25 protein-coding genes and 1 tRNA gene are annotated in these 22,484 nt (G+C 57.3%); 20 read left to right on the top strand and 6 right to left on the bottom strand.

Translation table 11 applies throughout. From position 1 onward, the window contains the following. Window positions 1–98: 98 nt before the first annotated feature. Window positions 99–1,466, bottom strand: coding sequence for an OprD family porin (locus PFAS1_RS05010; RefSeq protein WP_076028401.1), 1,368 nt, complete (start codon window positions 1,464–1,466; stop codon window positions 99–101). Between the two features lie 916 nt (window positions 1,467–2,382). Here PFAS1_RS05010 and PFAS1_RS05005 point away from each other — a divergent pair. Next, window positions 2,383–2,808 (top strand): HIT domain-containing protein, encoded by a 426-nt coding sequence (locus tag PFAS1_RS05005; protein ID WP_076028400.1) that lies wholly within the window; start codon window positions 2,383–2,385, stop codon window positions 2,806–2,808. A gap of 3 nt (window positions 2,809–2,811) precedes the next feature. Then, window positions 2,812–3,018 (top strand): SlyX family protein, encoded by a 207-nt coding sequence (locus tag PFAS1_RS05000; protein ID WP_008029236.1) that lies wholly within the window; start codon window positions 2,812–2,814, stop codon window positions 3,016–3,018. A 60-nt stretch (window positions 3,019–3,078) separates the two neighbouring features. On the opposite strand, the gene PFAS1_RS30200 is transcribed toward PFAS1_RS05000, so the two are convergent. After that, window positions 3,079–3,681, bottom strand: coding sequence for a cold-shock protein (locus PFAS1_RS30200; RefSeq protein ID WP_076028399.1), 603 nt, complete (start codon window positions 3,679–3,681; stop codon window positions 3,079–3,081). A gap of 464 nt (window positions 3,682–4,145) precedes the next feature. Here PFAS1_RS30200 and PFAS1_RS04990 point away from each other — a divergent pair, with 464 nt between their 5' ends. The 18 genes from PFAS1_RS04990 (at window position 4,146) to nadA (ending at window position 18,543) form a co-directional block, all read left to right on the top strand. Then, window positions 4,146–4,484 carry a ribbon-helix-helix domain-containing protein gene (locus tag PFAS1_RS04990; protein WP_076028398.1) on the top strand — a complete coding sequence of 113 codons (339 nt, stop codon included), beginning with the start codon at window positions 4,146–4,148 and terminating at the stop codon, window positions 4,482–4,484. A 135-nt stretch (window positions 4,485–4,619) separates the two neighbouring features. Continuing rightward, a complete protein-coding gene (locus PFAS1_RS04985; RefSeq protein WP_010457489.1) occupies window positions 4,620–4,841 on the top strand; it encodes an FmdB family zinc ribbon protein in 222 nt (73 codons plus the stop codon). Between the two features lie 122 nt (window positions 4,842–4,963). Beyond that, entirely contained in the window at window positions 4,964–6,739 is a 1,776-nt protein-coding gene (aspS, locus tag PFAS1_RS04980; RefSeq protein ID WP_074879473.1) for an aspartate--tRNA ligase, read from the top strand. A gap of 123 nt (window positions 6,740–6,862) precedes the next feature. Continuing rightward, window positions 6,863–7,609, top strand: a complete 747-nt coding sequence (locus PFAS1_RS04975) for a YebC/PmpR family DNA-binding transcriptional regulator (protein WP_008072427.1) — start codon at window positions 6,863–6,865, stop codon at window positions 7,607–7,609. Between the two features lie 97 nt (window positions 7,610–7,706). Further along, window positions 7,707–8,231: a crossover junction endodeoxyribonuclease RuvC gene (gene ruvC / locus PFAS1_RS04970; RefSeq protein ID WP_007945844.1), complete on the top strand. Its 525-nt coding sequence runs from the start codon at window positions 7,707–7,709 to the stop codon at window positions 8,229–8,231. A 115-nt stretch (window positions 8,232–8,346) separates the two neighbouring features. Continuing rightward, entirely contained in the window at window positions 8,347–8,961 is a 615-nt protein-coding gene (gene ruvA, locus PFAS1_RS04965) for a Holliday junction branch migration protein RuvA (protein ID WP_046049661.1), read from the top strand. Next, window positions 8,962–10,023, top strand: a complete 1,062-nt coding sequence (gene ruvB / locus PFAS1_RS04960; RefSeq protein ID WP_008147374.1) for a Holliday junction branch migration DNA helicase RuvB — start codon at window positions 8,962–8,964, stop codon at window positions 10,021–10,023. It begins immediately after the preceding gene. 127 nt (window positions 10,024–10,150) lie between these two features. Beyond that, window positions 10,151–10,618, top strand: a complete 468-nt coding sequence (gene ybgC / locus PFAS1_RS04955; protein ID WP_008147372.1) for a tol-pal system-associated acyl-CoA thioesterase — start codon at window positions 10,151–10,153, stop codon at window positions 10,616–10,618. After that, the gene (tolQ, locus tag PFAS1_RS04950; protein WP_008147369.1) at window positions 10,608–11,303 is read left to right on the top strand and encodes a protein TolQ; all 696 of its coding nucleotides are present in this window, start codon (window positions 10,608–10,610) and stop codon (window positions 11,301–11,303) included. Before ybgC ends, tolQ begins: the two co-directional genes overlap by 11 nt. Window positions 11,304–11,326: 23 nt before the next feature. Beyond that, a complete protein-coding gene (gene tolR, locus PFAS1_RS04945; protein WP_161807482.1) occupies window positions 11,327–11,779 on the top strand; it encodes a protein TolR in 453 nt (150 codons plus the stop codon). Beyond that, the gene (tolA, locus tag PFAS1_RS04940; protein ID WP_074879466.1) at window positions 11,779–12,858 is read left to right on the top strand and encodes a cell envelope integrity protein TolA; all 1,080 of its coding nucleotides are present in this window, start codon (window positions 11,779–11,781) and stop codon (window positions 12,856–12,858) included. Before tolR ends, tolA begins: the two co-directional genes overlap by 1 nt. Further along, window positions 12,855–14,156, top strand: coding sequence for a Tol-Pal system beta propeller repeat protein TolB (tolB, locus tag PFAS1_RS04935; RefSeq protein ID WP_076028397.1), 1,302 nt, complete (start codon window positions 12,855–12,857; stop codon window positions 14,154–14,156). Before tolA ends, tolB begins: the two co-directional genes overlap by 4 nt. A 52-nt stretch (window positions 14,157–14,208) precedes the next feature. Then, complete coding sequence (pal, locus tag PFAS1_RS04930) at window positions 14,209–14,706, top strand: peptidoglycan-associated lipoprotein Pal (RefSeq protein WP_003178634.1); 498 nt, start codon at window positions 14,209–14,211, stop codon at window positions 14,704–14,706. Window positions 14,707–14,712: 6 nt separating this feature from the next. Next, the gene (gene ybgF / locus PFAS1_RS04925; protein ID WP_076028396.1) at window positions 14,713–15,564 is read left to right on the top strand and encodes a tol-pal system protein YbgF; all 852 of its coding nucleotides are present in this window, start codon (window positions 14,713–14,715) and stop codon (window positions 15,562–15,564) included. Between the two features lie 167 nt (window positions 15,565–15,731). Then, window positions 15,732–16,379, top strand: a complete 648-nt coding sequence (gene queE / locus PFAS1_RS04920) for a 7-carboxy-7-deazaguanine synthase QueE (protein ID WP_008072914.1) — start codon at window positions 15,732–15,734, stop codon at window positions 16,377–16,379. A 1-nt stretch (window position 16,380) separates the two neighbouring features. Beyond that, complete coding sequence (gene queC, locus PFAS1_RS04915; protein WP_008146916.1) at window positions 16,381–17,073, top strand: 7-cyano-7-deazaguanine synthase QueC; 693 nt, start codon at window positions 16,381–16,383, stop codon at window positions 17,071–17,073. Between the two features lie 63 nt (window positions 17,074–17,136). Further along, window positions 17,137–17,212 (top strand) — tRNA-Lys (locus tag PFAS1_RS04910). A gap of 272 nt (window positions 17,213–17,484) precedes the next feature. Continuing rightward, entirely contained in the window at window positions 17,485–18,543 is a 1,059-nt protein-coding gene (gene nadA / locus PFAS1_RS04905; RefSeq protein ID WP_008146918.1) for a quinolinate synthase NadA, read from the top strand. Window positions 18,544–18,676: 133 nt separating this feature from the next. Here nadA and PFAS1_RS04900 read toward each other — a convergent pair whose 3' ends face one another. From PFAS1_RS04900 to PFAS1_RS04885, 4 genes are all read right to left on the bottom strand, one after another. After that, a complete protein-coding gene (locus PFAS1_RS04900) occupies window positions 18,677–19,165 on the bottom strand; it encodes an RDD family protein (RefSeq protein ID WP_076028395.1) in 489 nt (162 codons plus the stop codon). A 96-nt stretch (window positions 19,166–19,261) separates the two neighbouring features. Then, entirely contained in the window at window positions 19,262–19,474 is a 213-nt protein-coding gene (locus tag PFAS1_RS04895; protein WP_003175786.1) for a cold-shock protein, read from the bottom strand. Window positions 19,475–19,864: 390 nt separating this feature from the next. Then, window positions 19,865–20,989 (bottom strand): glycine cleavage system aminomethyltransferase GcvT, encoded by a 1,125-nt coding sequence (gene gcvT / locus PFAS1_RS04890; RefSeq protein WP_076028394.1) that lies wholly within the window; start codon window positions 20,987–20,989, stop codon window positions 19,865–19,867. A 38-nt stretch (window positions 20,990–21,027) separates the two neighbouring features. Then, entirely contained in the window at window positions 21,028–22,404 is a 1,377-nt protein-coding gene (locus PFAS1_RS04885; RefSeq protein ID WP_008146925.1) for an L-serine ammonia-lyase, read from the bottom strand. Between the last annotated feature and the right edge of the window lie 80 nt (window positions 22,405–22,484).

The following is a 22,484-nucleotide window of genomic DNA, read 5'->3' as shown; positions in this document are numbered from 1 at the left end:
GGAAAAAGTCGATCATTTAAATACTGAGTTGTAGCCAATAAAAAAGGCCCATCCGAAGATGGGCCTTTTGTTTGTTACCGCAAATTAACTGCTTGCGATTACAAGATCGACAGCGGGTAGTCAACGATCAGACGGAACTCTTTGATATCGCCTTCACCTTGGTCGGCATTAGCGAAGTGCCATGCTTGACGAATGCGGAAGGAGAGGTCTTTCGCAGGGCCAGTCTGAACAACGTACTTGGCTTCGAAGTTGGTTTCGTTGTGTTTGCCGTCTGCACCGTACAGCGGGTCACCTTCGGAATTGCGGTACTGGCTGTTAGCAGCCAGACCGGTGCCATCGATATCCCAGCCTTTTACGTAACGGGTCATGAAGCTCAGACCAGGAACGCCGTACTCGGCCATTTTCAGGTCATAACGAATTTGAGCAGACTTTTCGTTCGGACCGTTGAAGTCAGAGTACTGGATGGAGTTGGCGAGGAAGATCGAGTCGCCGCCGCGGTTGTTCTTGCCTACACCGATGTAGTCGAACGGAGTGTCGCCGTTGACCTTCTGGAAGCCGAGGGTAATGGTGTGTGCTTTCAGGAACGAGTAAGCGGCTGCCAGGGAGAACGTGGTGTTGCTGATATCGCCTACCTTCGCATCACCGGTATCGGTAGTGCGGTAGATGTTACCGTCCAGGTTAATCGACTGATCGCTACCCATCGGGATGGTGTAGTTCAGGTTGGCGTAGTACTGGTTCCAGATGTCTTCCAGCTTGGCGCCGTACAGCGATGCGCTCAAGTTGTCTGTGATGCCGTACTTGCCACCGAAGTAGTCGATTTTATTGGCTTCTACGCCAGCGTAGTTTGCGTACAGGCCGCCATCGCTGGAGTTGTTATCCTGGCTGCTCGCCGAATAGAAGTGACCGGCTTCCAGGTCAAGATCTTTGACTTCGCTGCTCTGCAGCTGGAAGCCAGTGGCCGTTTGAGGAAGAATCCGGGAGCCGCCAACAGCGAACACTGGTGAGGTGCTTGGCTGCATTTCGCCGAATTTCAACTCGGTTTTGGAGATGCGGGCCTTAATGGCTGCGCCTGCCTTTCCTTGGCTGTCGTTGGCGTGGCGAATACGCCGTGGATCGTTTGGATCGGCGGCGCCGCGGGACATGTTGCCCGAGCCGCTTGTGCCGTCGCCACCGTCCAGTTTGACGGCCAGGTAACCGAATGCATCAACGCCGACGCCTACGGTACCTTGAGTGTAACCGGAACTGAGGTTGCCCCAGATGCCCTGAGTCCAGTCTTTCTGGTCTCTGCTGCCATCTTTGTTGTCACGGTTGAAGTAATAGTTGCGTAGCAGCAAGTCGAATTTCGCGTCTTCAACAAAGCCTTTGGCTTCAGACTGGTCACTTACAAAAGGTGCGGCCGTAGCCAATTGAGTACTGGCTGCTGCTGCAACTGCCAGTGCGATCATGCTCCACTTCATCACGCGCATCGTGATTTGCTCCTTTGGTTTTAGAAGAGTACTGCCGTCCCACCTGATTTATTATCTGGGCGGCTCTTTCTTTTTGTGTCGGCGCAAACTTATATCACGCCGACCATGTTGGCGATACTTGCGCATCTAACCTTTCAGCTTCTTTACGACCCTGTCGCAAACAGCTTGGTAGATGTCGCAAATTTACAGCCCCGACGCAAGCGGACTGACAACTTTTAGCGTTGTTTTCCAGGACCTGAGCATCGGTAAAAAGAGTCCCTGGGTGAAACGCTTGAATCTCCATCGGGCAACCCTGCCGCTGTTTTTATTTGCCTTAAGGCTTCCACTTCCAGCGGACGCTTTAAAGGCGATGTGGGTGTGAATGCAACAAACGTGCACAAATCAGAATCCTGCCGGTTTTTTTTCTGAAAGCCTGCCTGTCGCTGTAAAAACCTCATAAAACCGGGGTGTTCATCCATATTTTGTTTGGGCTTGACGCCATGGTTTGCGTCGTGTTGCACCCTTGTGGCCGACTGCATGACAACCCAAAACGTTACCGGTTCACCCCACCAGTGAGTAAATGGCGGATGCCTGACCGACTCAGCGTAGACGCGCTGTGCGGTTTTGGTGCAAAAAATTTTAATCACTGTACCGAATTCATACAGTGCGGTCGTTTGGCAACATTGAACGGGTCGTTGTTTATCAGTCAGTTCGGCGTTTTTTGTGTGGTTGCTGGTTCTGTAATGGTGCGTCCTGATCGAAAACGGTTCATGTCGGGGCGCGTGGCTGGTCGTTTGTGCTTTCTCGGGTTGGCTTCGGCCATGGTTCGTCGTGAAGCCGGCGGCGTTCGCAGGTATGCTGCCGTCCTGTCGCTTGGTGCGCCGTCTCTCGGAATGGACGCTAAGCTGAAATTGATGACCAGGCGGGAGTGCGCGCAGTGTTCGTTCTAGATCCACGGCTTCAACAAGACACGTTACCGATCGGGGATTTCCCACTCTGCCGGTTGCTGCTGTCCAATGATTCGAACTACCCCTGGTTCATTCTGGTGCCGCGACGCGAGGATATCAGTGAGATATTTCAGTTGGATGTCGCAGATCAACAGCAGCTGTGGCAGGAAACGACCGCGCTGGCGGAAATGCTCAAGGACTCGTTCGACGCGGACAAATTGAATGTCGCGGCCCTGGGTAACGTCGTCAGTCAGTTGCACATGCATGTGATAGTGCGCAAGCGTGAAGACGCCGCCTGGCCGGCACCGGTCTGGGGTAAACACCCGGCCAAACCTTATGGTTCGGAGCAGATCGCGTTGGTACGCGAACGGTTGCGCCTGGTTTTGACCGATGATTTTACGTTTCTGGAGGGTTGAATCATGAGCCTGGAAGAACGCGTTACCGATCTGGAGAGCCAACTGGCGTTTCAGGATGACACCATCCAGGCACTGAGCGATGTGCTGGCGACGCAGCAGCGTGCAGTGGAGCGCTTGCAGCTGCAAATGGCCGCATTGCTCAAGCGGCAAGAAGAAATGGCCGGTCAGTTCGAGACGTTTGAAGAAGAAGCGCCACCACCGCATTACTAGACGGCAGGCAATAAAAAACCGCGAACAGCCTGGCTGTTCGCGGTTTTTTATTGCCTCGGATCAGCGGCGCGGCAGTGCGGCGATCACATCTTCGGCTTGCAGGCCTTTGTCACGATTCATGACAGAGAACTCCACGCGCTGGCCTTCGACCAGGACACGGTGACCCTCGCCACGAATGGCCCGGAAATGCACGAAAATATCATCGCCGGAATCACGGGATATAAAGCCGAAGCCTTTGGATGTGTTGAACCACTTTACGGTACCGGTATCGCGGTTGCTCATGTCATAGCTTGGCGAGGCGGCGGCCGGTGAAGATTTGTAGAAGCTGATGGCCAGGTGCAGAAGAATCGCAATCAGGGCAGCGACCAGGCTGAACAGAACGGCAGGTTGACCGGCAATGACAGGCATTGGCGCGAGCAGCGTCAGGGTTTGCAGGACGACGGCCAGAACCAGCAGGGCGCTGACCAGGTTTTGCAATTGATGACGCGGGCCTTTGTTCCAGTAAGGGATAACAGGAGCGAGGGTGAGGTTGAGCAGGCCGAAAAAGGCCAGGTACAGCGCATCAGGTTGTTGCAGGTAAGGTACGGCTTCGGATCGCAGGCTAGGGATGAAGGACAGCAGCAAGGCTGCTGCGCCCATTAGCAGGTGGACAATTTTCAACATTTTGAGTAACTCACGTTAAGACGGATCACAAGGAAGAGCTGATTGAGCACGGTTCGCTTCAGAACAATAGGAGGCGTTGGACACGTACCCGGTATCAGCCTATGCGCAGCCCCCGGAAAATAGGCGGTAGCGACACACTGCCTATTTAACAGCAAAGCCTGCGGCTACTCAAATCAGGCAGTCCAGCGGTGCTCTGAGAGTCGATTTGTCGCAGATAACGTTCGTTTGCGTCATTCGCGTTTGACCTTTTGTCTCTTTAAACGCCTTTCGCGCTAGTCAAATGGCGTCTGACTATGTAGGAAAACGTCCGGCCTAGGACGGTCTCCATGATCGCCCTTCAATTGTTGGCTTCTCCTACGTTGATGGTCATAAAGTCATCTGGATATACCTATGCGCCTGCGCTTCTATAGGGCAACAGATATTGCTCTTAAAGAAGGCAAGGATGGCTAAGGAGTACCAACGAAATGGATGACGAAGACAGGAGATGCGAGGGGCGGTTCGGTCCGGTCAACGAGATAAGGATCGATCCATTTGTCAGCGAATTTGATATGGGCCTGGCCCAGCCTTTTTCCCGATCAGTGCGGTTGAATGGTTTCGCCACCTGTTTGCGACTTGAACAGGTGTACTGGGATATTTTGAATGATATGGCCAAGGTCAACTGCTGTTCCGTCAGTGCGCTGTTGTCCCATGTGGACCGCGAGGTGCACTTGCGTCACGGCGGGGTCAAGAATTTCACCGGGCTGGTGCGGGTGGTGTGTGTCGTGCACAGCCTGAAGGAAGGCGGCTGCGTCACCGTGCCTTGACCACAGGGGTGAATGAATAGAGTGTCGGTCTGTGCAGTCTTACGGCTGCACAGGCTGCATTTAATGGATATAATCCCGCTCTTTGCCGCAAAACCCAGCGTGTGCGGTAGCAATCTGATCGCCGAGACAACCCCCATGCCGATGTACGACTATCAATGTGCTTCCTGTGGTCATCAGTTGGAAGCCATTCAAAAGATCAGCGCAGCACCGCTGGTCGACTGCCCTGCCTGCCAGGCGCCAGAGCTTAAGAAGATGCTGTCCATGCCGGGCTTCCGCCTTAGCGGCACCGGCTGGTACGAAACCGATTTCAAGACCGGTTCCAAGAAGAATCTGGCCGGCGGCGACAAAGCTGACTAGGGTCTTGAGCCTGGGTTGAACGACACGAGCGAGCTCTTGCATCATCTGGCGCCTTTCACCAGGGCCGGATATGAGCAAGGCCTCCAACCGAATTTCGAATTACGAGAAGCGAAACCACTACCATGATGCGCAGCCATTATTGCGGCCAACTGAACGAAAGCCTGGAAGGCCAGGAAATTACCCTTTGCGGATGGGTTCACCGTCGCCGTGACCACGGTGGGGTGATTTTCCTCGATATCCGTGATCGTGACGGTCTGGCCCAGGTGGTGTTCGACCCGGACCGCGCTGAAACTTTCGCCGCCGCCGATCGTGTACGCAGCGAATACGTGGTCAAGGTCACCGGCAAGGTACGCCTGCGTCCGGCCGGTGCCGGCAACGCCAACATGGCGTCGGGCATGATCGAAGTGCTGGGCTACGAGCTGGAAGTATTGAACGAAGCGGAAACCCCGCCGTTCCCGCTCAACGAGTTCTCCGACGTCGGCGAAGAAACCCGTCTGCGTTATCGCTTCATCGACCTGCGTCGTCCGGAAATGCTCGAGAAGCTGCGCCTGCGTTCGCGCATGACCACCAGCATCCGTCGTTACCTGGACGAGAACGGCTTCCTCGATGTCGAGACGCCGATCCTGACCCGCGCTACCCCGGAAGGTGCTCGCGATTACCTGGTGCCGAGCCGTACTCACGCCGGTTCCTTCTTCGCCTTGCCGCAATCGCCGCAGCTGTTCAAGCAACTGCTGATGGTGGCTGGCTTCGATCGCTACTACCAGATCGCCAAATGCTTCCGCGACGAAGACCTGCGTGCCGACCGTCAGCCTGAGTTCACTCAGATCGACATCGAAACCAGCTTCCTCGATGAAAAAGACATCATCGGCATTACCGAAGGCATGATCCGCAACCTGTTCAAGGAAGTGCTGGATGTGGAATTCGGCGACTTCCCGCACATGACCTGGGAAGAGGCCATGCGTCGTTACGGCTCCGACAAGCCGGACCTGCGTAACCCGCTGGAACTGGTTGACGTTGCCGATCAGCTGAAAGAAGTCGACTTCAAAGTCTTCAGCGGCCCGGCCAACGACCCGAAATGCCGCGTTGCCGCCTTGCGCGTTCCTGGCGCAGCGAGCATGCCGCGCAAGCAGATCGACGACTACACCAAGTTCGTCGGCATCTACGGTGCCAAGGGCCTGGCGTACATCAAGGTCAACGAGCGCGCCAAAGGCGTTGAAGGCCTGCAATCGCCGATCGTCAAGAACATCCCTGAAGCCAACCTCAATGTGATCCTCGATCGCGTTGGCGCGGTTGACGGCGACATCGTGTTCTTTGGCGCCGACAAGGCCAAGATCGTCAGCGAAGCCCTGGGCGCGCTGCGGATCAAGGTCGGTAACGACCTGAACCTGCTGACTTGTCAGTGGGCGCCAATGTGGGTAGTCGACTTCCCGATGTTCGAAGAGAACGACGACGGCAGCTTCGCGGCCTTGCACCACCCGTTCACCGCGCCGAAGTGCACCCCGGAAGAACTGGAAGCCAACCCGGCGACCGCTCTGTCCCGTGCCTACGACATGGTCCTGAACGGCACCGAGCTGGGTGGCGGTTCGATCCGTATCCACCGCAAGGAAATGCAACAGTCGGTGTTCCGCCTGCTGGGTATCAGTGAAGCGGAACAGGAAGAAAAATTCGGCTTCCTGCTCGACGCCCTGAAATACGGCGCACCGCCGCACGGTGGCCTGGCCTTCGGTCTGGACCGTCTGGTGATGCTGATGACCGGCGCCCAGTCGATCCGTGAAGTGATCGCCTTCCCGAAAACCCAGAGCGCTGCTTGCGTCATGACTCAGGCTCCGGGTGTGGTAGATGCCAAGGCATTGCGCGAACTGCACATTCGTCTGCGCGAAACGCCTAAGGCTGAGTAAGGCTGACCAGAAGGGCGCATCTACGGATGCGCCCTTTCTTTATAGAATGGTCGAGATTTTTATTTGCTGGCTGGCGCATCATGGCGCGGCGGGCAATGTTTCAAAGAGAATTCGGAGCGAGATATGGCGGGTCATTCCAAGTGGGCGAACATCAAGCACCGCAAAGAACGTCAGGATGCCAAGAAGGGCAAGATTTTCACCAAGTGGATTCGTGAACTGACCGTTGCGGCCCGTCAGGGCGGTGGCGATCCGGGTTCCAACCCGCGTTTGCGTCTGGCGCTGGACAAGGCCCTCGGCGCGAACATGAGCCGGGACATCATCGACCGTGCGGTCGCCCGCGGTGCCGGTGCTGCCGACACCGACGACATGGTCGAGCTGACCTACGAAGGCTACGGCCCGGGTGGCGTGGCGGTGATGGTCGAGTGCATGACCGACAACCGCAACCGCACCGCCGCCGCTGTTCGTCATGCGTTCAGCAAATGCGGCGGCAACCTCGGTACGGACGGTTCGGTGGCCTATCTGTTCGAGCGCAAGGGGCAGATTTCCTTCGCTCCTGGCGTTGATGAAGATGCGCTGATGGAAGCGGCGATGGAAGCCGATGCCGATGACGTGGTGACCCACGAAGACGGCTCCATCGACGTGTTCACCTCGTTCGCCGGTTTCTATTCAGTGCGCAACGCTTTGGAGGCCGCAGGCTTCAAGGGTGATGATGCGGAAATCGTGATGCTGCCGACCACCAGTGCCGAACTCGACCTGGAAGGCGCCGAGAAGGTTCTCAAGCTGATCGACATGCTTGAAGACCTGGATGACGTGCAGAACGTCTACTCCAACGCGGACATCCCTGAATCGGTGGCCGCTCAGCTGGGTTAAGGGCGACTAAGATCGAATGTGGAAGCGAACTGTGGTTCGCTCCCACATTGTTATTCGCTGTATTGAATATCGTGCTCTTACCTAACCCGCAGGCGTTATGACTTTAATTCTTGGTATCGACCCGGGTTCGCGCATCACCGGTTATGGCGTGGTACGCGATACCGGGCGCGGTTGCGTGTACGTGGCGTCGGGCTGCATTCGCACAGGGTCCGGCGAGCTGCATGAACGCCTGCAAATCGTCTATCGTGGCGTGCGCGAAATCATCCAGACCTACGGGCCGGTGACCATGGGCATCGAAAAGGTCTTCATGGCGCGCAATGCCGACTCTGCGCTGAAACTTGGCCAGGCTCGCGGCGCGGCCATTGTTGCCGGGGCGGAAGAAAGCCTGGAAATCGCTGAGTACACGGCGACCCAAGTCAAACAGGCGGTGACCGGGACCGGCGCGGCGAATAAAGAGCAGGTGCAAATGATGGTCATGCATATGCTGAAACTGACCAGCAAGCCGCAAATCGATGCCTCGGACGCCCTGGCCATTGCCATTTGCCATGCTCACACCCGTTCCAGCCTGTTGCCCCATGGCCTGGGTACGGCACGCAGTCGTGGCGGACGCCTGCGTCTCTGATAGCATCAGCAATCATTTTTTATGGAGCGAGGGTTTTGCGCCTGTGTTGTCGGCGCAAAACCCTTGTTCTGTCAGTCGCCAGCACTGATCTGGCCAACGCTCAAGGATCTGAAACGTGATTGGACGCTTGCGCGGCACACTGGCTGAGAAACAGCCGCCGCACCTGATTCTGGATGTAAACGGTCTGGGGTATGAGCTGGAAGTGCCCATGACCACGCTTTATCGCTTGCCGTCGGTCGGTGAACCGCTGACCTTGCACACCCATTTGGTCGTACGCGAAGACGCGCAATTACTCTATGGCTTCTTCGGCAAGCGTGAGCGAGACTTTTTTCGTGAGTTGATCCGTCTCAATGGTGTGGGGCCGAAATTGGCCCTGGCCCTGATGTCGAGCCTGGAAGTTGATGAGCTGGTCCGCTGTGTACAATCCCAGGACACCTCGGCGCTGACCAAGGTGCCGGGCGTGGGCAAGAAGACTGCAGAGCGTTTGCTGGTGGAACTCAAGGATCGCTTCAAGGCCTGGGAAACCGTGCCGGCCATGTTTGCCCTGGTGCCAAACCAGCCGGGTGGGCCTGATACGACGCCGGTCGCCACCGCCGAAAATGACGCGGTCAGCGCGCTGATCTCCCTGGGCTACAAGCCGCAGGAAGCCAGCAAGGCGATTTCTGCGATCAAGGAGAAAGGTTTGAGCAGTGAAGACATGATTCGTCGTGCCCTGAAGGGAATGATCTAAGTGATTGAAGCTGATCGTCTGATTGCCGCCACACCGGGCCCTCGTGATCGCGAGGAAGTCCAGGACCGGGCGATTCGTCCTGTCAGCCTGGCCGAATACATTGGCCAGCCGACCGTTCGCGAGCAAATGGAGTTGTTCATCCAGGCCGCCCGTGGGCGCAATGAATCCCTGGACCACACGCTGATTTTCGGCCCGCCGGGCCTGGGTAAGACGACCCTGGCCAACATCATCGCCCAGGAAATGGGCGTGTCGATCAAGAGCACTTCGGGCCCGGTGCTTGAACGTCCGGGTGATCTGGCGGCGCTGTTGACCAATCTCGAGCCACACGACGTACTGTTCATCGACGAAATCCATCGGCTTTCACCGATCGTCGAAGAAGTGCTGTACCCGGCGATGGAAGATTTCCAGCTCGACATCATGATCGGCGAAGGGCCGGCCGCGCGTTCGATCAAACTTGATCTTCCGCCGTTCACCCTGGTCGGTGCGACGACGCGGGCGGGGATGCTGACCAATCCGCTGCGCGACCGTTTCGGTATCGTCCAGCGCCTGGAGTTCTACAACACCGCCGACCTGGCAACGATTGTAAGTCGTTCGGCGAATATCCTCGGCTTGCCACTGGACCCGGAAGGCGCCTTCGAAATCGCCCGTCGTGCCCGTGGTACGCCACGGATCGCCAACCGCTTACTGCGCCGGGTTCGCGATTTCGCCGAAGTTCGCGCCAAGGGCCACATCACCAAGCCGATCGCCGACCTGGCCTTGAACCTGCTGGATGTCGACGAGCGAGGCTTCGATCACCAGGATCGACGTCTGTTGTTGACCATGATCGAGAAGTTCGACGGTGGGCCGGTGGGGGTCGATAGCCTTGCCGCCGCCATCAGTGAAGAGCGCCACACTATTGAAGACGTGCTGGAGCCGTACCTGATCCAGCAGGGCTACATCATGCGTACGCCACGGGGGCGGGTGGTGACCCGGCATGCGTATCTGCACTTCGGTTTAAACATCCCGTCACGATTGGGCGAGATGCCCGTGGTAGACGAGTTCCTCGATGCCGTGGACGATTAATAACCTTTGCGCGCTGATATATTCGGGGTTTGTGTGGTCCCAGGACCGTACTTTCGCCAGAAAGCCGTGAATCAATGAAAAACAGTTGCCTGGCCGGATTGGCAACCTGAGGAGTAAGCACTAGAGTATGCGCGCGCAAAACGGGCTTGAGCCTTTCGCACTTCGTTGTCGCGTTTATTACGAGGACACCGATGCGGGCGGCATCGTGTATTACGTCAATTACCTCAAGTTTATGGAACGGGCTCGAACCGAGCGGCTCCGGGAGCTGGGCTTTGCCCAATCCCAGCTTGCAGGTGAGGACCTGTTGTTCGTCGTGCATTCCAGCGAAGCGCGTTACCACGCGCCGGCGCGACTGGACGACGAGTTGCTGGTAAGCGCTGAAGTAATCGAATTGAACCGTGTCAGCCTGCGCTTCAAACAGCAGGTCAGGCGGGCTACGGATAATGCGCTGCTCTGCGAAGGGCAGTTTCTGGTGGCCTGTGTGCGCACTAACAGTTTAAAACCCCGGGCCATTCCCGAAGCTCTACGTGCGGCCTTTGCCGACGTGAGCGGCGCGGGTACACACTCAAAGCAGGAGATAAAGCGTGGAAGCTAACGTCGTCGACCATTCCTCCATGTGGAGCCTGGTCAGCAATGCCAGTATCGTGGTGCAACTGGTAATGCTGATCCTGGTAGCCGCATCGGTGACCTCATGGATCATGATCTTTCAGCGCAGCAATCTGCTGCGCGCCGGTCGACGTGCCCTGGAGAGCTTTGAAGAGCGCTTCTGGTCCGGTATCGACCTGTCCAAACTCTACCGTCAGGCTGGCAGCAACCCTGATCCGGATTCGGGCGTAGAGCAGATCTTCCGTGCCGGTTTCAAGGAGTTCTCCCGTCTGCGCCAGCAGCCAGGCGTTGACCCGGAAGCGGTCATGGAAGGCGTGGCCCGTGCCATGCGCGTCGCCATTTCCCGCGAAGAAGAAAAGCTCGAGCAGAGCCTGCCGTTCCTCGCGACCGTCGGTTCCGTCAGCCCGTACATCGGTCTGTTCGGTACCGTCTGGGGGATCATGAACTCCTTCCGTGGCCTGGCCACTGCCCAGCAAGCGACCCTGGCCACTGTGGCCCCGGGTATTGCCGAAGCATTGATTGCTACCGCGATTGGCTTGTTCGCCGCCATCCCGGCCGTTATCGCTTACAACCGTTTTGCTGCGCGCAGTGAAACCCTGCTGGGCCGTTACTACACCTTCGCCGATGAATTCCAGGCGATCCTGCACCGCAAAGTGCACACCAGCGAAGAATAAGCAGGTAATTTCCAATGGCTTTAATCGCTCGAGCTCGCAAAAAGCGCAAGCCGGTTGCCGAGATGAACGTGGTGCCTTACATCGACGTGATGTTGGTGCTGCTGGTCATCTTCATGGTGACCGCGCCGATGCTCAATCAGGGCGTGAAAGTTGATCTGCCCAAGGTTTCCAGCGAAGCCTTGCCGCAGGACAACAACACCCAGGTCCTGACCATTTCGATCAAGGCTGACAAGACCTACTACTGGAACCTTGGCAGCGAAGTCGACACTGAAAAGCAACAGGACAAGGCCATGACCTTGCCGCAGATGACTGACGCCGTGACCAAAATCATTCGCGCCGGCACTGAAGGTGGCAAGCGTACCCAGGTGTTCATCCGCGGCGACAAGACCGTCGACTACGGTTCTGTCATGGGCGCCATGGGCGGATTGCAGAAAGCCGGGGTCGGTAATGTTGGCTTGATTACCGAGGCACCCTGATGCAGCAAATGCGAGAGCCGTCCGCCTCGGAAAGCTACTTCTGGCCTAGCGTCTGGGCGCTTGTCTTGCACGTGCTGGTTTTTGGCATGCTGTTCGTCAGTTTCGCCTTCACGCCCGAACTGCCGCCGGCCAAGCCGATTGTCCAGGCGACCCTGTATCAACTGAAATCGAAAAGTCAGGCGACCACCCAGACCAATCAGAAGATTGCGGGTGAGGCGAAGAAATCCGCCGCGCGCCAGACCGAAGTCGAACAGATGGAACAGAAAAAGATCGAGCAGGAAGCGATCAAGGCCGCGGAACAAAAGAAGGAAGACGCGGCTCAAAAAGCCGAAGAATCCAAAAAGGCCGACGAGACGAAGAAAGCGGAAGAGGCAAAAAAGGCTGATGAAGCCAAGAAAGCCGATGAAGCCAAGAAGACCGCCGAAGCTAAAAAGGCCGAAGAGAAACAATTGGCTGATATAGCCAAGAAGAAGTCTGAAGAAGAAGCCAAGAAAGCAGCTGAAGAAGAGGCCAAGAAAGCGGCCGCTGAAGAAGCGAAGAAAAAGATCGTCGAAGACGCGAAGAAGAAAGCCGCCGAAGACGCCAAGAAGAAATCTGAAGCTGAAGAGGCGAAGAAGAAAGTCGCCGAAGACGCGAAGAAGAAAGCTGCTGCCGATGCTGCGAAGAAAAAATCGCAGGAAGCGGCACGCAAATCAGCCGAAGACAAAAAGGCTCAGGCCTTGGCAGATCTGCTTTCTGACACGCCGCAGCGTCAGCAGGCCTTGGCGGATGAGCAGGGTGACGAAGTCGCCGGTAGTTTCGATGATCTGATCCGTGCTCGTGCAGCGGAAGGCTGGGCTCGTCCACCTTCGGCCCGCAAAGGCATGACGGTCGTGTTGCAAATCGGCATGTTGCCGGACGGTACGTTGACTTCGGTGAGCGTGGCCAAGTCCAGTGGCGATGGTCCGTTTGACGCTTCCGCTGTAGCGGCGGTCAAGAACATTGGACGTTTGACAGAAATGCAGGGAATGAAGCCGAGCGATTTCGCTCCGTATCGTTCATTCAAGATGACATTCACACCTGAGGATCTAGCCTTGTGAGAAACCTTCTTCGAGGAATGCTTGTCGTTATCTGCTGCCTGGCAGGGATAGCGACAGCTGATGAGAAAAACATTCTGGTCACCAGCGGCAGTGATCGGGCCACCCCGATCGCAGTCGTTCCGTTTGGCAACCAGGGCGGCAGTGTTCTGCCGGACGACATGGCCGAAATCATCGGTAACGACCTGCGCAACTCGGGTTACTACTCGCCGATTCCCAAGCAGAACATGATCAGCCAGCCAAGCCAGGCCAGCGAAATCATCTTCCGTGACTTCAAGGCGCTGGGCGCCCAGTACGTCATGGTCGGCAGCATTGCTCCAGCGGGCGGTCGCCTGCAGGTCCAATACGCACTGTTCAACGTCGCCACCGAGCAGCAAGTGCTGACCGGCAGCGTGTCGGGCAGCGTCGATCAACTGCGCGACATGTCGCACTACATCGCGGACCAGTCGTTCGAAAAACTCACCGGTATCAAAGGTGCGTTCTCGACTCGTCTGCTGTACGTGACGGCTGAGCGTTTCTCCGAAAAGAACACTCGCTACACGCTGCAACGTTCGGACTATGACGGTGCGCGCGCCGTGACCCTGCTGCAATCGCGCGAGCCGATCCTGTCGCCGCGTTTCGCACCGGACGGCAAGCGCATCGCTTATGTGTCGTTCGAGCAAAAGCGTCCGCGTATCTTCATGCAGAACATCGACACCGGTCGCCGTGAGCAGATCACCAACTTCGAAGGCCTGAATGGCGCGCCAGCATGGTCGCCGGATGGCAATCGCCTGGCATTCGTCTTGTCGAAAGATGGCAACCCGGACATCTATGTGATGAACCTGGGTTCGCGTCAGATCACCCGTGTCACCAACGGTCCTGGCATCAACACCGAACCGTTCTGGGGCAAGGATGGTTCGACCATCTACTTCACCTCGGACCGTGGCGGCAAGCCGCAGATCTATAAAACCAGTGCAGGTGGCGGCGGTGCGGAACGTGTGACCTTTATCGGTAACTACAACGCCAACCCTAAGCTTTCGGCTGACGAAAAGACCCTGGTGATGATCCATCGTCAGGAAGGTTTCACTAATTTCAAGGTGGCGGCCCAGGATTTGCAGCGCGGAAGCGTAAAAATCCTTACTGATAGCACTCTGGACGAGTCGCCTACTGTTGCGCCCAACGGCACCATGGTAATCTACGCCACCCGCCAGCAGGGCCGGGGAGTCTTGATGCTCGTGTCCATTAATGGACGCGTAAGGCTCCCGCTTCCTACCGCACAAGGCGAAGTCAGAGAACCTTCCTGGTCCCCTTACCTGAACTGACGCGGCGCTACACGTTGTACTTAACACATTGGGGTTCATTAGGAGTTTCACGATGGAAATGCTGAAGTTTGGTAAATTTGCTGCGCTGGCTCTGGCCATGGCTGTAGCTGTAGGTTGCTCGTCCAAAGGCGGCGACAATGCCGGTGAAGGCGCTGTAGATCCAAACGCTGGTTACGGCGCAAACACTGGTGCAGTTGACGGCTCCCTGAGCGAAGAAGCTGCTCTGCGCGCAATCACCACTTTCTACTTCGAATACGACAGTTCGGACCTGAAGCCAGAAGCCATGCGCGCTCTGGACGTTCACGCCAAGGACCTGAAAGCAAACGGCGCTCGCGTTGTTCTGGAAGGCAACACCGACGAACGTGGTACTCGTGAGTACAACATGGCACTGGGCGAGCGTCGTGCGAAAGCCGTTCAGCGTTACCTGGTACTGCAAGGTGTTTCCCCAGCTCAGCTGGAACTGGTTTCCTACGGCGAAGAGCGTCCAGTTGCTACCGGCAACGACGAGCAGTCCTGGGCTCAAAACCGTCGCGTCGAACTGCGTAAGTAATTCGTCATGCGAACGTGCCGTCGTGCTGTAACTGTTCTGGCTCTCAGCCTCGCACCGCTTGCGGTGTGGGCTGCGGTTCCTGTGGTCGATAATGACTCCGGCTATACCAATAGCGGGACTAATAATCCGCCTGCAGGTTACGGTACGAACGGCGCCTATGCCGGGGGAGGGGTTTCGGCCCCTGTCTCGGCACAGGGCGAGCTGTTCAACCAACTGCAATCGATGCAGGAGCAGATCTCGCGCCAACAAGGCATCATCGAAGTTCTGCAAAATGATGTAGCGCGCATGAAGCAAGAGAGCCTGGAGCGATATCAGGATCTTGATCGGCGCATAGGAACCGGCGTTGCACCAGCCGCGACTCCTGATAATTCTTCCACCGGTGGCAGTTTGAATGCCCCCGGTGCAGCAGCGGGCGCAGCCGCAGGAGCGGCAGCCGCTGCCACTTCCACACAAGCGCCTGCCGCGGGTGGCGAACCGGCTGATCCGGCGAAGGAAAAACTGTATTACGATGCAGCCTTCGACCTGATCAAAGCCAAGGACTTCGACAAGGCCAGCCAGGCTTTTGCCGCATTCCTGCGCAAGTACCCGAACAGTCAGTACGCAGGCAATGCCCAGTACTGGTTGGGTGAAGTGAATCTGGCCAAAGGCGATCTGCAAGGTGCAGGTCAGGCTTTTGCCAAGGTTTCACAGCTGTACCCCAAGCATCCAAAAGTGCCTGATTCGCTGTACAAGCTGGCTGATGTAGAGCGCCGCCTTGGTCATCCCGACAAGGTCAAAGGCATTCTGCAACAGGTTGTGTCCCAATATCCGGGCACTTCCGCCGCTCAGCTGGCCCAGCGTGATCTGCAAAAAATGTAAGGGCGGCTTGACCCGTCTTGAAGAAACCCGCGCTTGTCGCGGGTTTTTTCGTTAGAATTCACGCCCTTTTTATGAAACACGCTTTTTGGGATCTGCGCGATGGCGGGGTTCCTTGAAGTGCCTGACGGAGGCGGACAGCCTGTTTAGCTGTCATGCCCGTGGCGACTATGCAAGACACATTGAGAATCACCGAAGTTTTCTACTCGTTGCAGGGTGAAACGCGGACTGCCGGGCTGCCCACTGTTTTTGTGCGCCTGACCGGTTGCCCATTGCGTTGTCAATACTGCGACAGCGCTTATGCGTTCACTGGCGGCACCATTCGCACGCTCGACGACATCCTCGAGCAAGTGGCCGGTTTTCGTCCGCGTTACGTCTGTGTCACCGGCGGCGAGCCGCTGGCACAACCCAATGCCATCCCATTGCTCAAGCAGTTGTGTGACGCCGGTTACGAGGTCTCGCTGGAAACCAGCGGTGCCCTGGATATCTCGGCGGTCGATCCACGGGTCAGTCGCGTCGTCGACCTGAAAACCCCGGGTTCGAAAGAAGCCCACCGCAACCGCTACGAGAACATCGAACTGCTCACGCCCAACGATCAGGTGAAGTTTGTCATCTGCTCGCGGGAAGACTATGACTGGGCCGTGTCCAAGCTGATCCAGTACGGTCTGGATCAGCGTGCCGGCGAAGTCCTGTTCTCGCCAAGCCACCATGACCTCAATGCTCGGGACCTGGCTGACTGGGTGGTGGCGGACAACCTGCCTGTGCGTCTGCAATTGCAGTTGCATAAATATCTTTGGAATGACGAGCCGGGGCGCTGAAATGACTGAACAACTGAACACTGCTGAAAAACGTGCGGTCATCCTGCTGTCCGGCGGCCTCGACTCCGCGACCGTGGTGGCCATGGCTCGCGCTGAAGGCTACAGCTGCTACACCATGAGCTTCGACTACGGTCAGCGCTCTCACGCAGAATTGCACGCCGCCGAACGTGTCGCTCGCGACCTGGGTGTGATTGAACACAAGGTGATCGGTCTGAACCTGAACGGTATTGGCGGTTCGGCATTGACCGACACCAGTATCGATGTGCCGGAAGAAGCGGGCGAAGGTATTCCGGTGACTTACGTGCCGGCGCGCAACACCGTTTTCTTGTCCCTGGCGTTGGGCTGGGCTGAAGTGCTCGGGGCCCGCGACATCTTTATCGGTGTGAACGCTGTGGATTACTCCGGTTACCCGGATTGCCGTCCTGAGTTCATTGAATCTTTCGAGCGCATGGCCAATCTGGCGACCAAGGCCGGCGTCGAGGGGAATGGCTTCCGTATCCAGGCGCCATTGCAGAACCTTAGCAAGGCGCAGATCGTCCAGGCGGGCGTGAAGCTCGGTGTTGATTACGGCCTGACCGTTTCCTGCTATCAGGCCGACGATAACGGCCGTGCGTGCGGCAAATGCGACAGCTGCCGCCTGCGTGCGGAAGGCTTCGCGGCAGCCGGAATCAGTGACCCAACACCTTATTTTTGATTTATTTCAAATTAGGTGTTGAATAGTCCTTAAAAATCAGTATTATACGCGCCACCACACAGCGGGTCGTTAGCTCAGTTGGTAGAGCAGTTGGCTTTTAACCAATTGGTCGTAGGTTCGAATCCCACACGACCCACCATTTTTGTAGCAGTTTTAAAAGTCTGGAAGGCCCACGCAAGTGAGGATTTCCGGATTTTTTTTTGCCTGCGATTTAAGATCGCCCAGGTTCTGGGTTGCACCGCGTGACGCAGGTCAGAATCATCTTTTGCATCCTCGGGATATTCTGTAGCCTTGCGCAGCTTCAACGTTGTCCGTGCCTGATGATACTCACTTTCCCGGCGGTACCCTGAAGGGTCCGGAGCCGGGTGTATACTCGACTTTCGCGCGAAAGCGCCTGCAGGTCTTGCGAACATGACGCAGATTTCCGAACGCCTTCTGGTTCAAGCCCACCTCGACGCCAAGCAGCCCAAGCCGCTGACTGCCGAGGAGGAGGCCTATTACCGTGCTGCCATCGCTGCCGAGCTCAAGGCTCAGGATGCGGTGCTGGTTGCTCACTTCTATTGCGATCCGGTCATTCAGGCCCTGGCCGAAGAAACCGGCGGCTGTGTCTCCGACTCACTGGAGATGGCCCGCTTCGGCAACGCTCACCCGGCCAAGACCGTGGTGGTCGCCGGTGTGAAATTCATGGGCGAGACCGCCAAAATCCTCAACCCGGAAAAGCGCATCCTGATGCCAACCCTGGAAGCGACCTGCTCGCTGGACCTGGGTTGCCCGGTGGACGAGTTCTCGGCGTTCTGCGATCAGCACCCGGAACGTACGGTGGTGGTGTATGCCAACACGTCGGCGGCGGTCAAAGCCCGGGCGGATTGGGTGGTGACTTCAAGCTGCGCGCTGGAGATCGTCGAAAGCCTGATGGATAACGGCGAAACCATCATCTGGGGCCCGGACAAGCATTTGGGCACCTACATCCAGCGCCAGACCGGCGCGGACATGCTGCTATGGGACGGTGCCTGCATCGTTCACGAAGAGTTCAAGTCCAAGCAGCTCGAAGACATGAAGGCGCTGTACCCGGACGCAGCGATTCTGGTGCACCCGGAGTCGCCGACGTCGGTGATCGAGCTGGCGGATGCCGTCGGCTCTACCAGTCAATTGATTGCTGCGGCGCAGAGCCTGCCAAACAAGACCTTTATCGTCGCCACTGATCGCGGCATCTTCTACAAGATGCAGCAGCTGTGCCCGGACAAGGTCTTCATTGAAGCGCCAACGGCCGGTAACGGCGCAGCGTGCCGTAGTTGCGCACATTGCCCGTGGATGGCGATGAATACCCTTGAGCGAACGCTCAAGAGCTTGAAGGAAGGGACGAATGAGATCTTTGTCGATCCGGCGCTGATTCCACAAGCGATTCGTCCGTTGAAGCGGATGCTCGACTTTACACAGGCCGCGCGGATGAAACTGGCCGGCAACGCCTGAGATCTGTCAGTTAAGCCGCAAAAACTGTGGGAGCGAGCCTGCTCGCGATAGCGTTCTGTCGTCACATCCATGTTGACTGATACGCCTCTATCGCGAGCAGGCTCGCTCCCACATTGGTTTGTGTATGGCTGGATTACTTGGTCTTCTTTGGAATCCGCACGAGCTGGGTGTTGGAGTAGATGTCATGCCAGCTGCGTTTCTGTTTGTCGAACAGCGACCAGAAGAAGCCCAGCCCGACGCACAGCAAAGACGCGATCGACACCACAAAGCGCAGCAATGCCTGCCACAGGCTGATGGATGAGCCGTCGGCGTTTTGTACGCGGATGCACCAGACCTGCATGCCCAGGGTCTGACCGGACCAGGTCCAGAACTTGGCGAAGAAACCGAACAACACAAACAGCAGCACCGTTGACAGCAATGGATCACCGTCCAGCGCGCCGGCTTCGGTCAAGGTGCGCATTTTGTCTTCGCCGATGATCGCCATCTGAATCATCTTGTAAATGCCGCTGGTGACGATCAGCAGGGCGGTACACAACAAGAAGTCATAGAACATCGCTGCCAGGCGACGACCCAAGGGGGCGGCAGGAAAGTCGCCCTGGGGTTTGAGAAGATGTTTCGACATGGCAGCCTCTGGACGGAAAAAAGAAGCCATTTTACGTATTTACGCGCACAAAAAAGCCCCTGATGTCAGCATCAGGGGCTTTTTCGTTACAGAAGATCAGGCTTCTGCTTGTACTTCGTCAGCCTGCATGCCTTTTTGGCCTTGCACAGCAACGAAAGTCACTTTCTGGCCTTCTTTCAGGCTCTTGAAGCCGTTGCCCTGAATAGCGCGGAAATGCACGAACAGATCCGGACCGCTTTCTGGAGTGATAAAACCAAAACCTTTCTCGTCGTTAAACCACTTGACGGTACCGCTCTGACGTTGGGACATTTCTTATTTCCTTTGACGCAAAAATTAATGACAGCCTCTTTCTTGTGAAAGAGTACTGGGGCTGGTTGCAGGAGAGTAAGAAGACGTCGAACGGGATGTAGCTAACTTGTAGGCTACTGCCCAGGTCACGATTCCAAGCGACCCATGCAAACACAGTGAACAAACTCTACGCCAACTATGGGAGAAAAAACAAGCCCTGTGAAAGGCCCGGTTTTGCTCGCGTTGATGCCGTTCAGCGGCAACTAGCGTTAGCTTATGTGATAGAGGTGTTCAATTGTTTTCGATCGTTATAAGCCAAGTTCGTAATCGAAGGTGTGCACTGTTTTATGGCGGTTGCGTTACACATTAGTGCGCTGTTAACGCAACCGCGTTACTTATAGAAACAGTCAATCAGCCGCGGTAGTAGCGTTGTGGAACAAATGGCATTTTGCTTACAAGCAAAGGCACCTTTTTCCCACGAACAATCGCCCATACCGGCGTATCGAGAGCAGTGTAAGCACTGTCGACGTAACCCATCGCCAAAGGGCCGCCCAAGGTCGGACCGAAGCCGCCACTGCAAACCGCGCCAATGATGTCGCCTGCTTCATTGACGATCTCCGCTCCTTCGCGCACCGGCGTGCGTTCCTGGGGCAACAGGCCAACGCGTTTGCGGCTGACACCGGCTTGTTGTTGTCCAAACACGGTTTCTGCGCCAGGGAAGCCGCCGGCACGTGCGCCATCAGCGCGACGAGGCTTGGAGATCGCCCACAGCAGGCTTGCTTCGATCGGGGTGGTCTCGGTGTTCATGTCGTGGCCGTAGAGGCACAGGCCGGCTTCCAGGCGCAGGGAGTCGCGAGCGCCAAGGCCGATGGCCGCCACTTCAGGTTCAGCCAGCAGGGCGCGAGCCAGGGCTTCGGCGTTGGCAGCCGGCACGGAGATTTCGTAACCGTCTTCACCGGTGTAGCCCGAACGGCTGACAAAGCAGTCCACGCCCAGCAGTTTCACGCGGGTGAACTGCATGAAGGTCATCTTTGCCACTTCAGGCGCCAGGCGTGCGAGCACGGTGACGGCGGCCGGACCTTGCAGCGCCAGCAGGGCGCGTTCTTCGAACAGCGGCTCGATGGTGCACTGGTCGCCGATGTGCTTGCGCAGGTGCGCCAGGTCTTGATCCTTGCAGGCGGCGTTGACCACCAGGAACAGCTCGTCGTTACCCAGGTTGGCGACCATCAGGTCGTCGAGGATGCCGCCGGTCGCGTTGGTGAACATCGCGTAACGCTGCATGCCCACCGGCAGGTCGATGATGTCCACCGGCACCAGGCTTTCCAGCGCCTTGGCGGCATTCGCGCCGGTCAGGCGGATCTGGCCCATGTGCGAGACATCGAACAGCCCGGCCTGATCACGGGTGTGCTGGTGTTCTTTCATCACGCCGAGCGGGTATTGCACCGGCATGTCGTAGCCGGCAAACGGCACCATGCGGGCGCCGAGTTCGATGTGCAGTGCGTGCAGCGGGGTTTTCGACAGTTGTTCGGTGGACATATCCAGCTCCTGAAAAAGTGTGCAGATGCGCCTGAGCATCAGCACTCGATAATGTTGACCGCCAAACCGCCACGGGCGGTTTCCTTGTATTTGCTTTTCATGTCGGCGCCGGTCTGGCGCATGGTGCGGATGACCTTGTCGAGGGAGACGAAGTGCTGACCGTCGCCGCGCAGGGCCATGCGCACCGCATTGATGGCTTTGACCGAGCCCATGGCGTTGCGCTCGATGCAAGGCACTTGCACCAGCCCGCCAATCGGGTCGCAGGTCAGGCCGAGGTTGTGTTCCATGCCGATTTCGGCGGCGTTTTCCACTTGTTGCACGGTGCCGCCGAGGACTTCACACAGGGCGCCAGCGGCCATGGAACAGGCCACGCCGACTTCGCCCTGGCAGCCGACTTCGGCGCCGGAGATCGAGGCGTTTTCTTTATAGAGAATGCCAATCGCGGCCGCGGTCAGCAGAAAACGCACGACGCCGTCTTCGTTGGCGCCGGGGATGAAGCGCATGTAGTAGTGCAAAACAGCCGGGACGATCCCAGCCGCGCCGTTAGTCGGCGCCGTCACCACGCGTCCGCCGTTGGCGTTTTCTTCGTTGACCGCCAGTGCGTAGAGGTTGACCCAGTCCAGCACCGACAGCGGATCGCGCAGGGACGATTCCGGGTTCTTGCACAGTTGCCGATGCAGGGCTGCCGCTCGACGTTTGACCTTCAAGCCACCCGGCAGGATGCCCTCGTTACGACAACCGGCGTCGACGCAGTCCTGCATCACTTGCCAGATTTTCAGCAGGCCGGCGCGGGTTTCCGCTTCCGGGCGCCAGGCGCTTTCGTTGGTCAGCATCACCTGGCTGATCGACAGACCATAGGTGGTGCAGTGACCGAGCAGGTCCTTGGCGCTTTTAAACGGGAAGGTCAGTGGCGTGGCGTCTTCGACGATACGGTCGGCACCAGCAGCGTCTTCATCGACGACAAAACCGCCGCCGACCGAGTAGTACTCGCGGCTACGGATTTGTATCCCCGCGGCATCGAAAGCGCGAAAAATCATGCCGTTGGGGTGATAGGCCAACGGTTTGCGGATCATCGCCAGGTGTTCTTTCTCATTGAACGCAATGCTGTGTTCGCCGAGGAGGTTCAAGCGACCATTGCCGCGAATCTCTTGCAGACGGGCGGCGACGGTTTCGGTGTTCACGGTGTCCGGGTGTTCGCCTTCCAGGCCCAGCAACACAGCCTTGTCGCTGCCGTGGCCTTTGCCGGTGGCGCCGAGTGATCCGTAGAGCTCGACTTTGACGCAGGTGGTCGCGGCCAGCAGCCCTTCACGGCGCAAACCTTCGGCGAAGCGCGCAGCAGCACGCATCGGGCCGACGGTGTGGGAGCTGGAGGGGCCGATGCCAATCTTGAACAGGTCGAACACGCTTAAAGACATGAGTTGTTCTCCGGTTTCTTGTTATAGGAATGGCGGGCTTGAGGCCTGGTACAAATCCCCTGTGGGAGCGGGCTTGCTCG

This window comes from Pseudomonas frederiksbergensis (assembly GCF_001952935.1).
GTDB lineage: Bacteria > Pseudomonadota > Gammaproteobacteria > Pseudomonadales > Pseudomonadaceae > Aquipseudomonas > Aquipseudomonas frederiksbergensis.
This window is presented reverse-complemented; position numbering and strand designations above follow the sequence as displayed.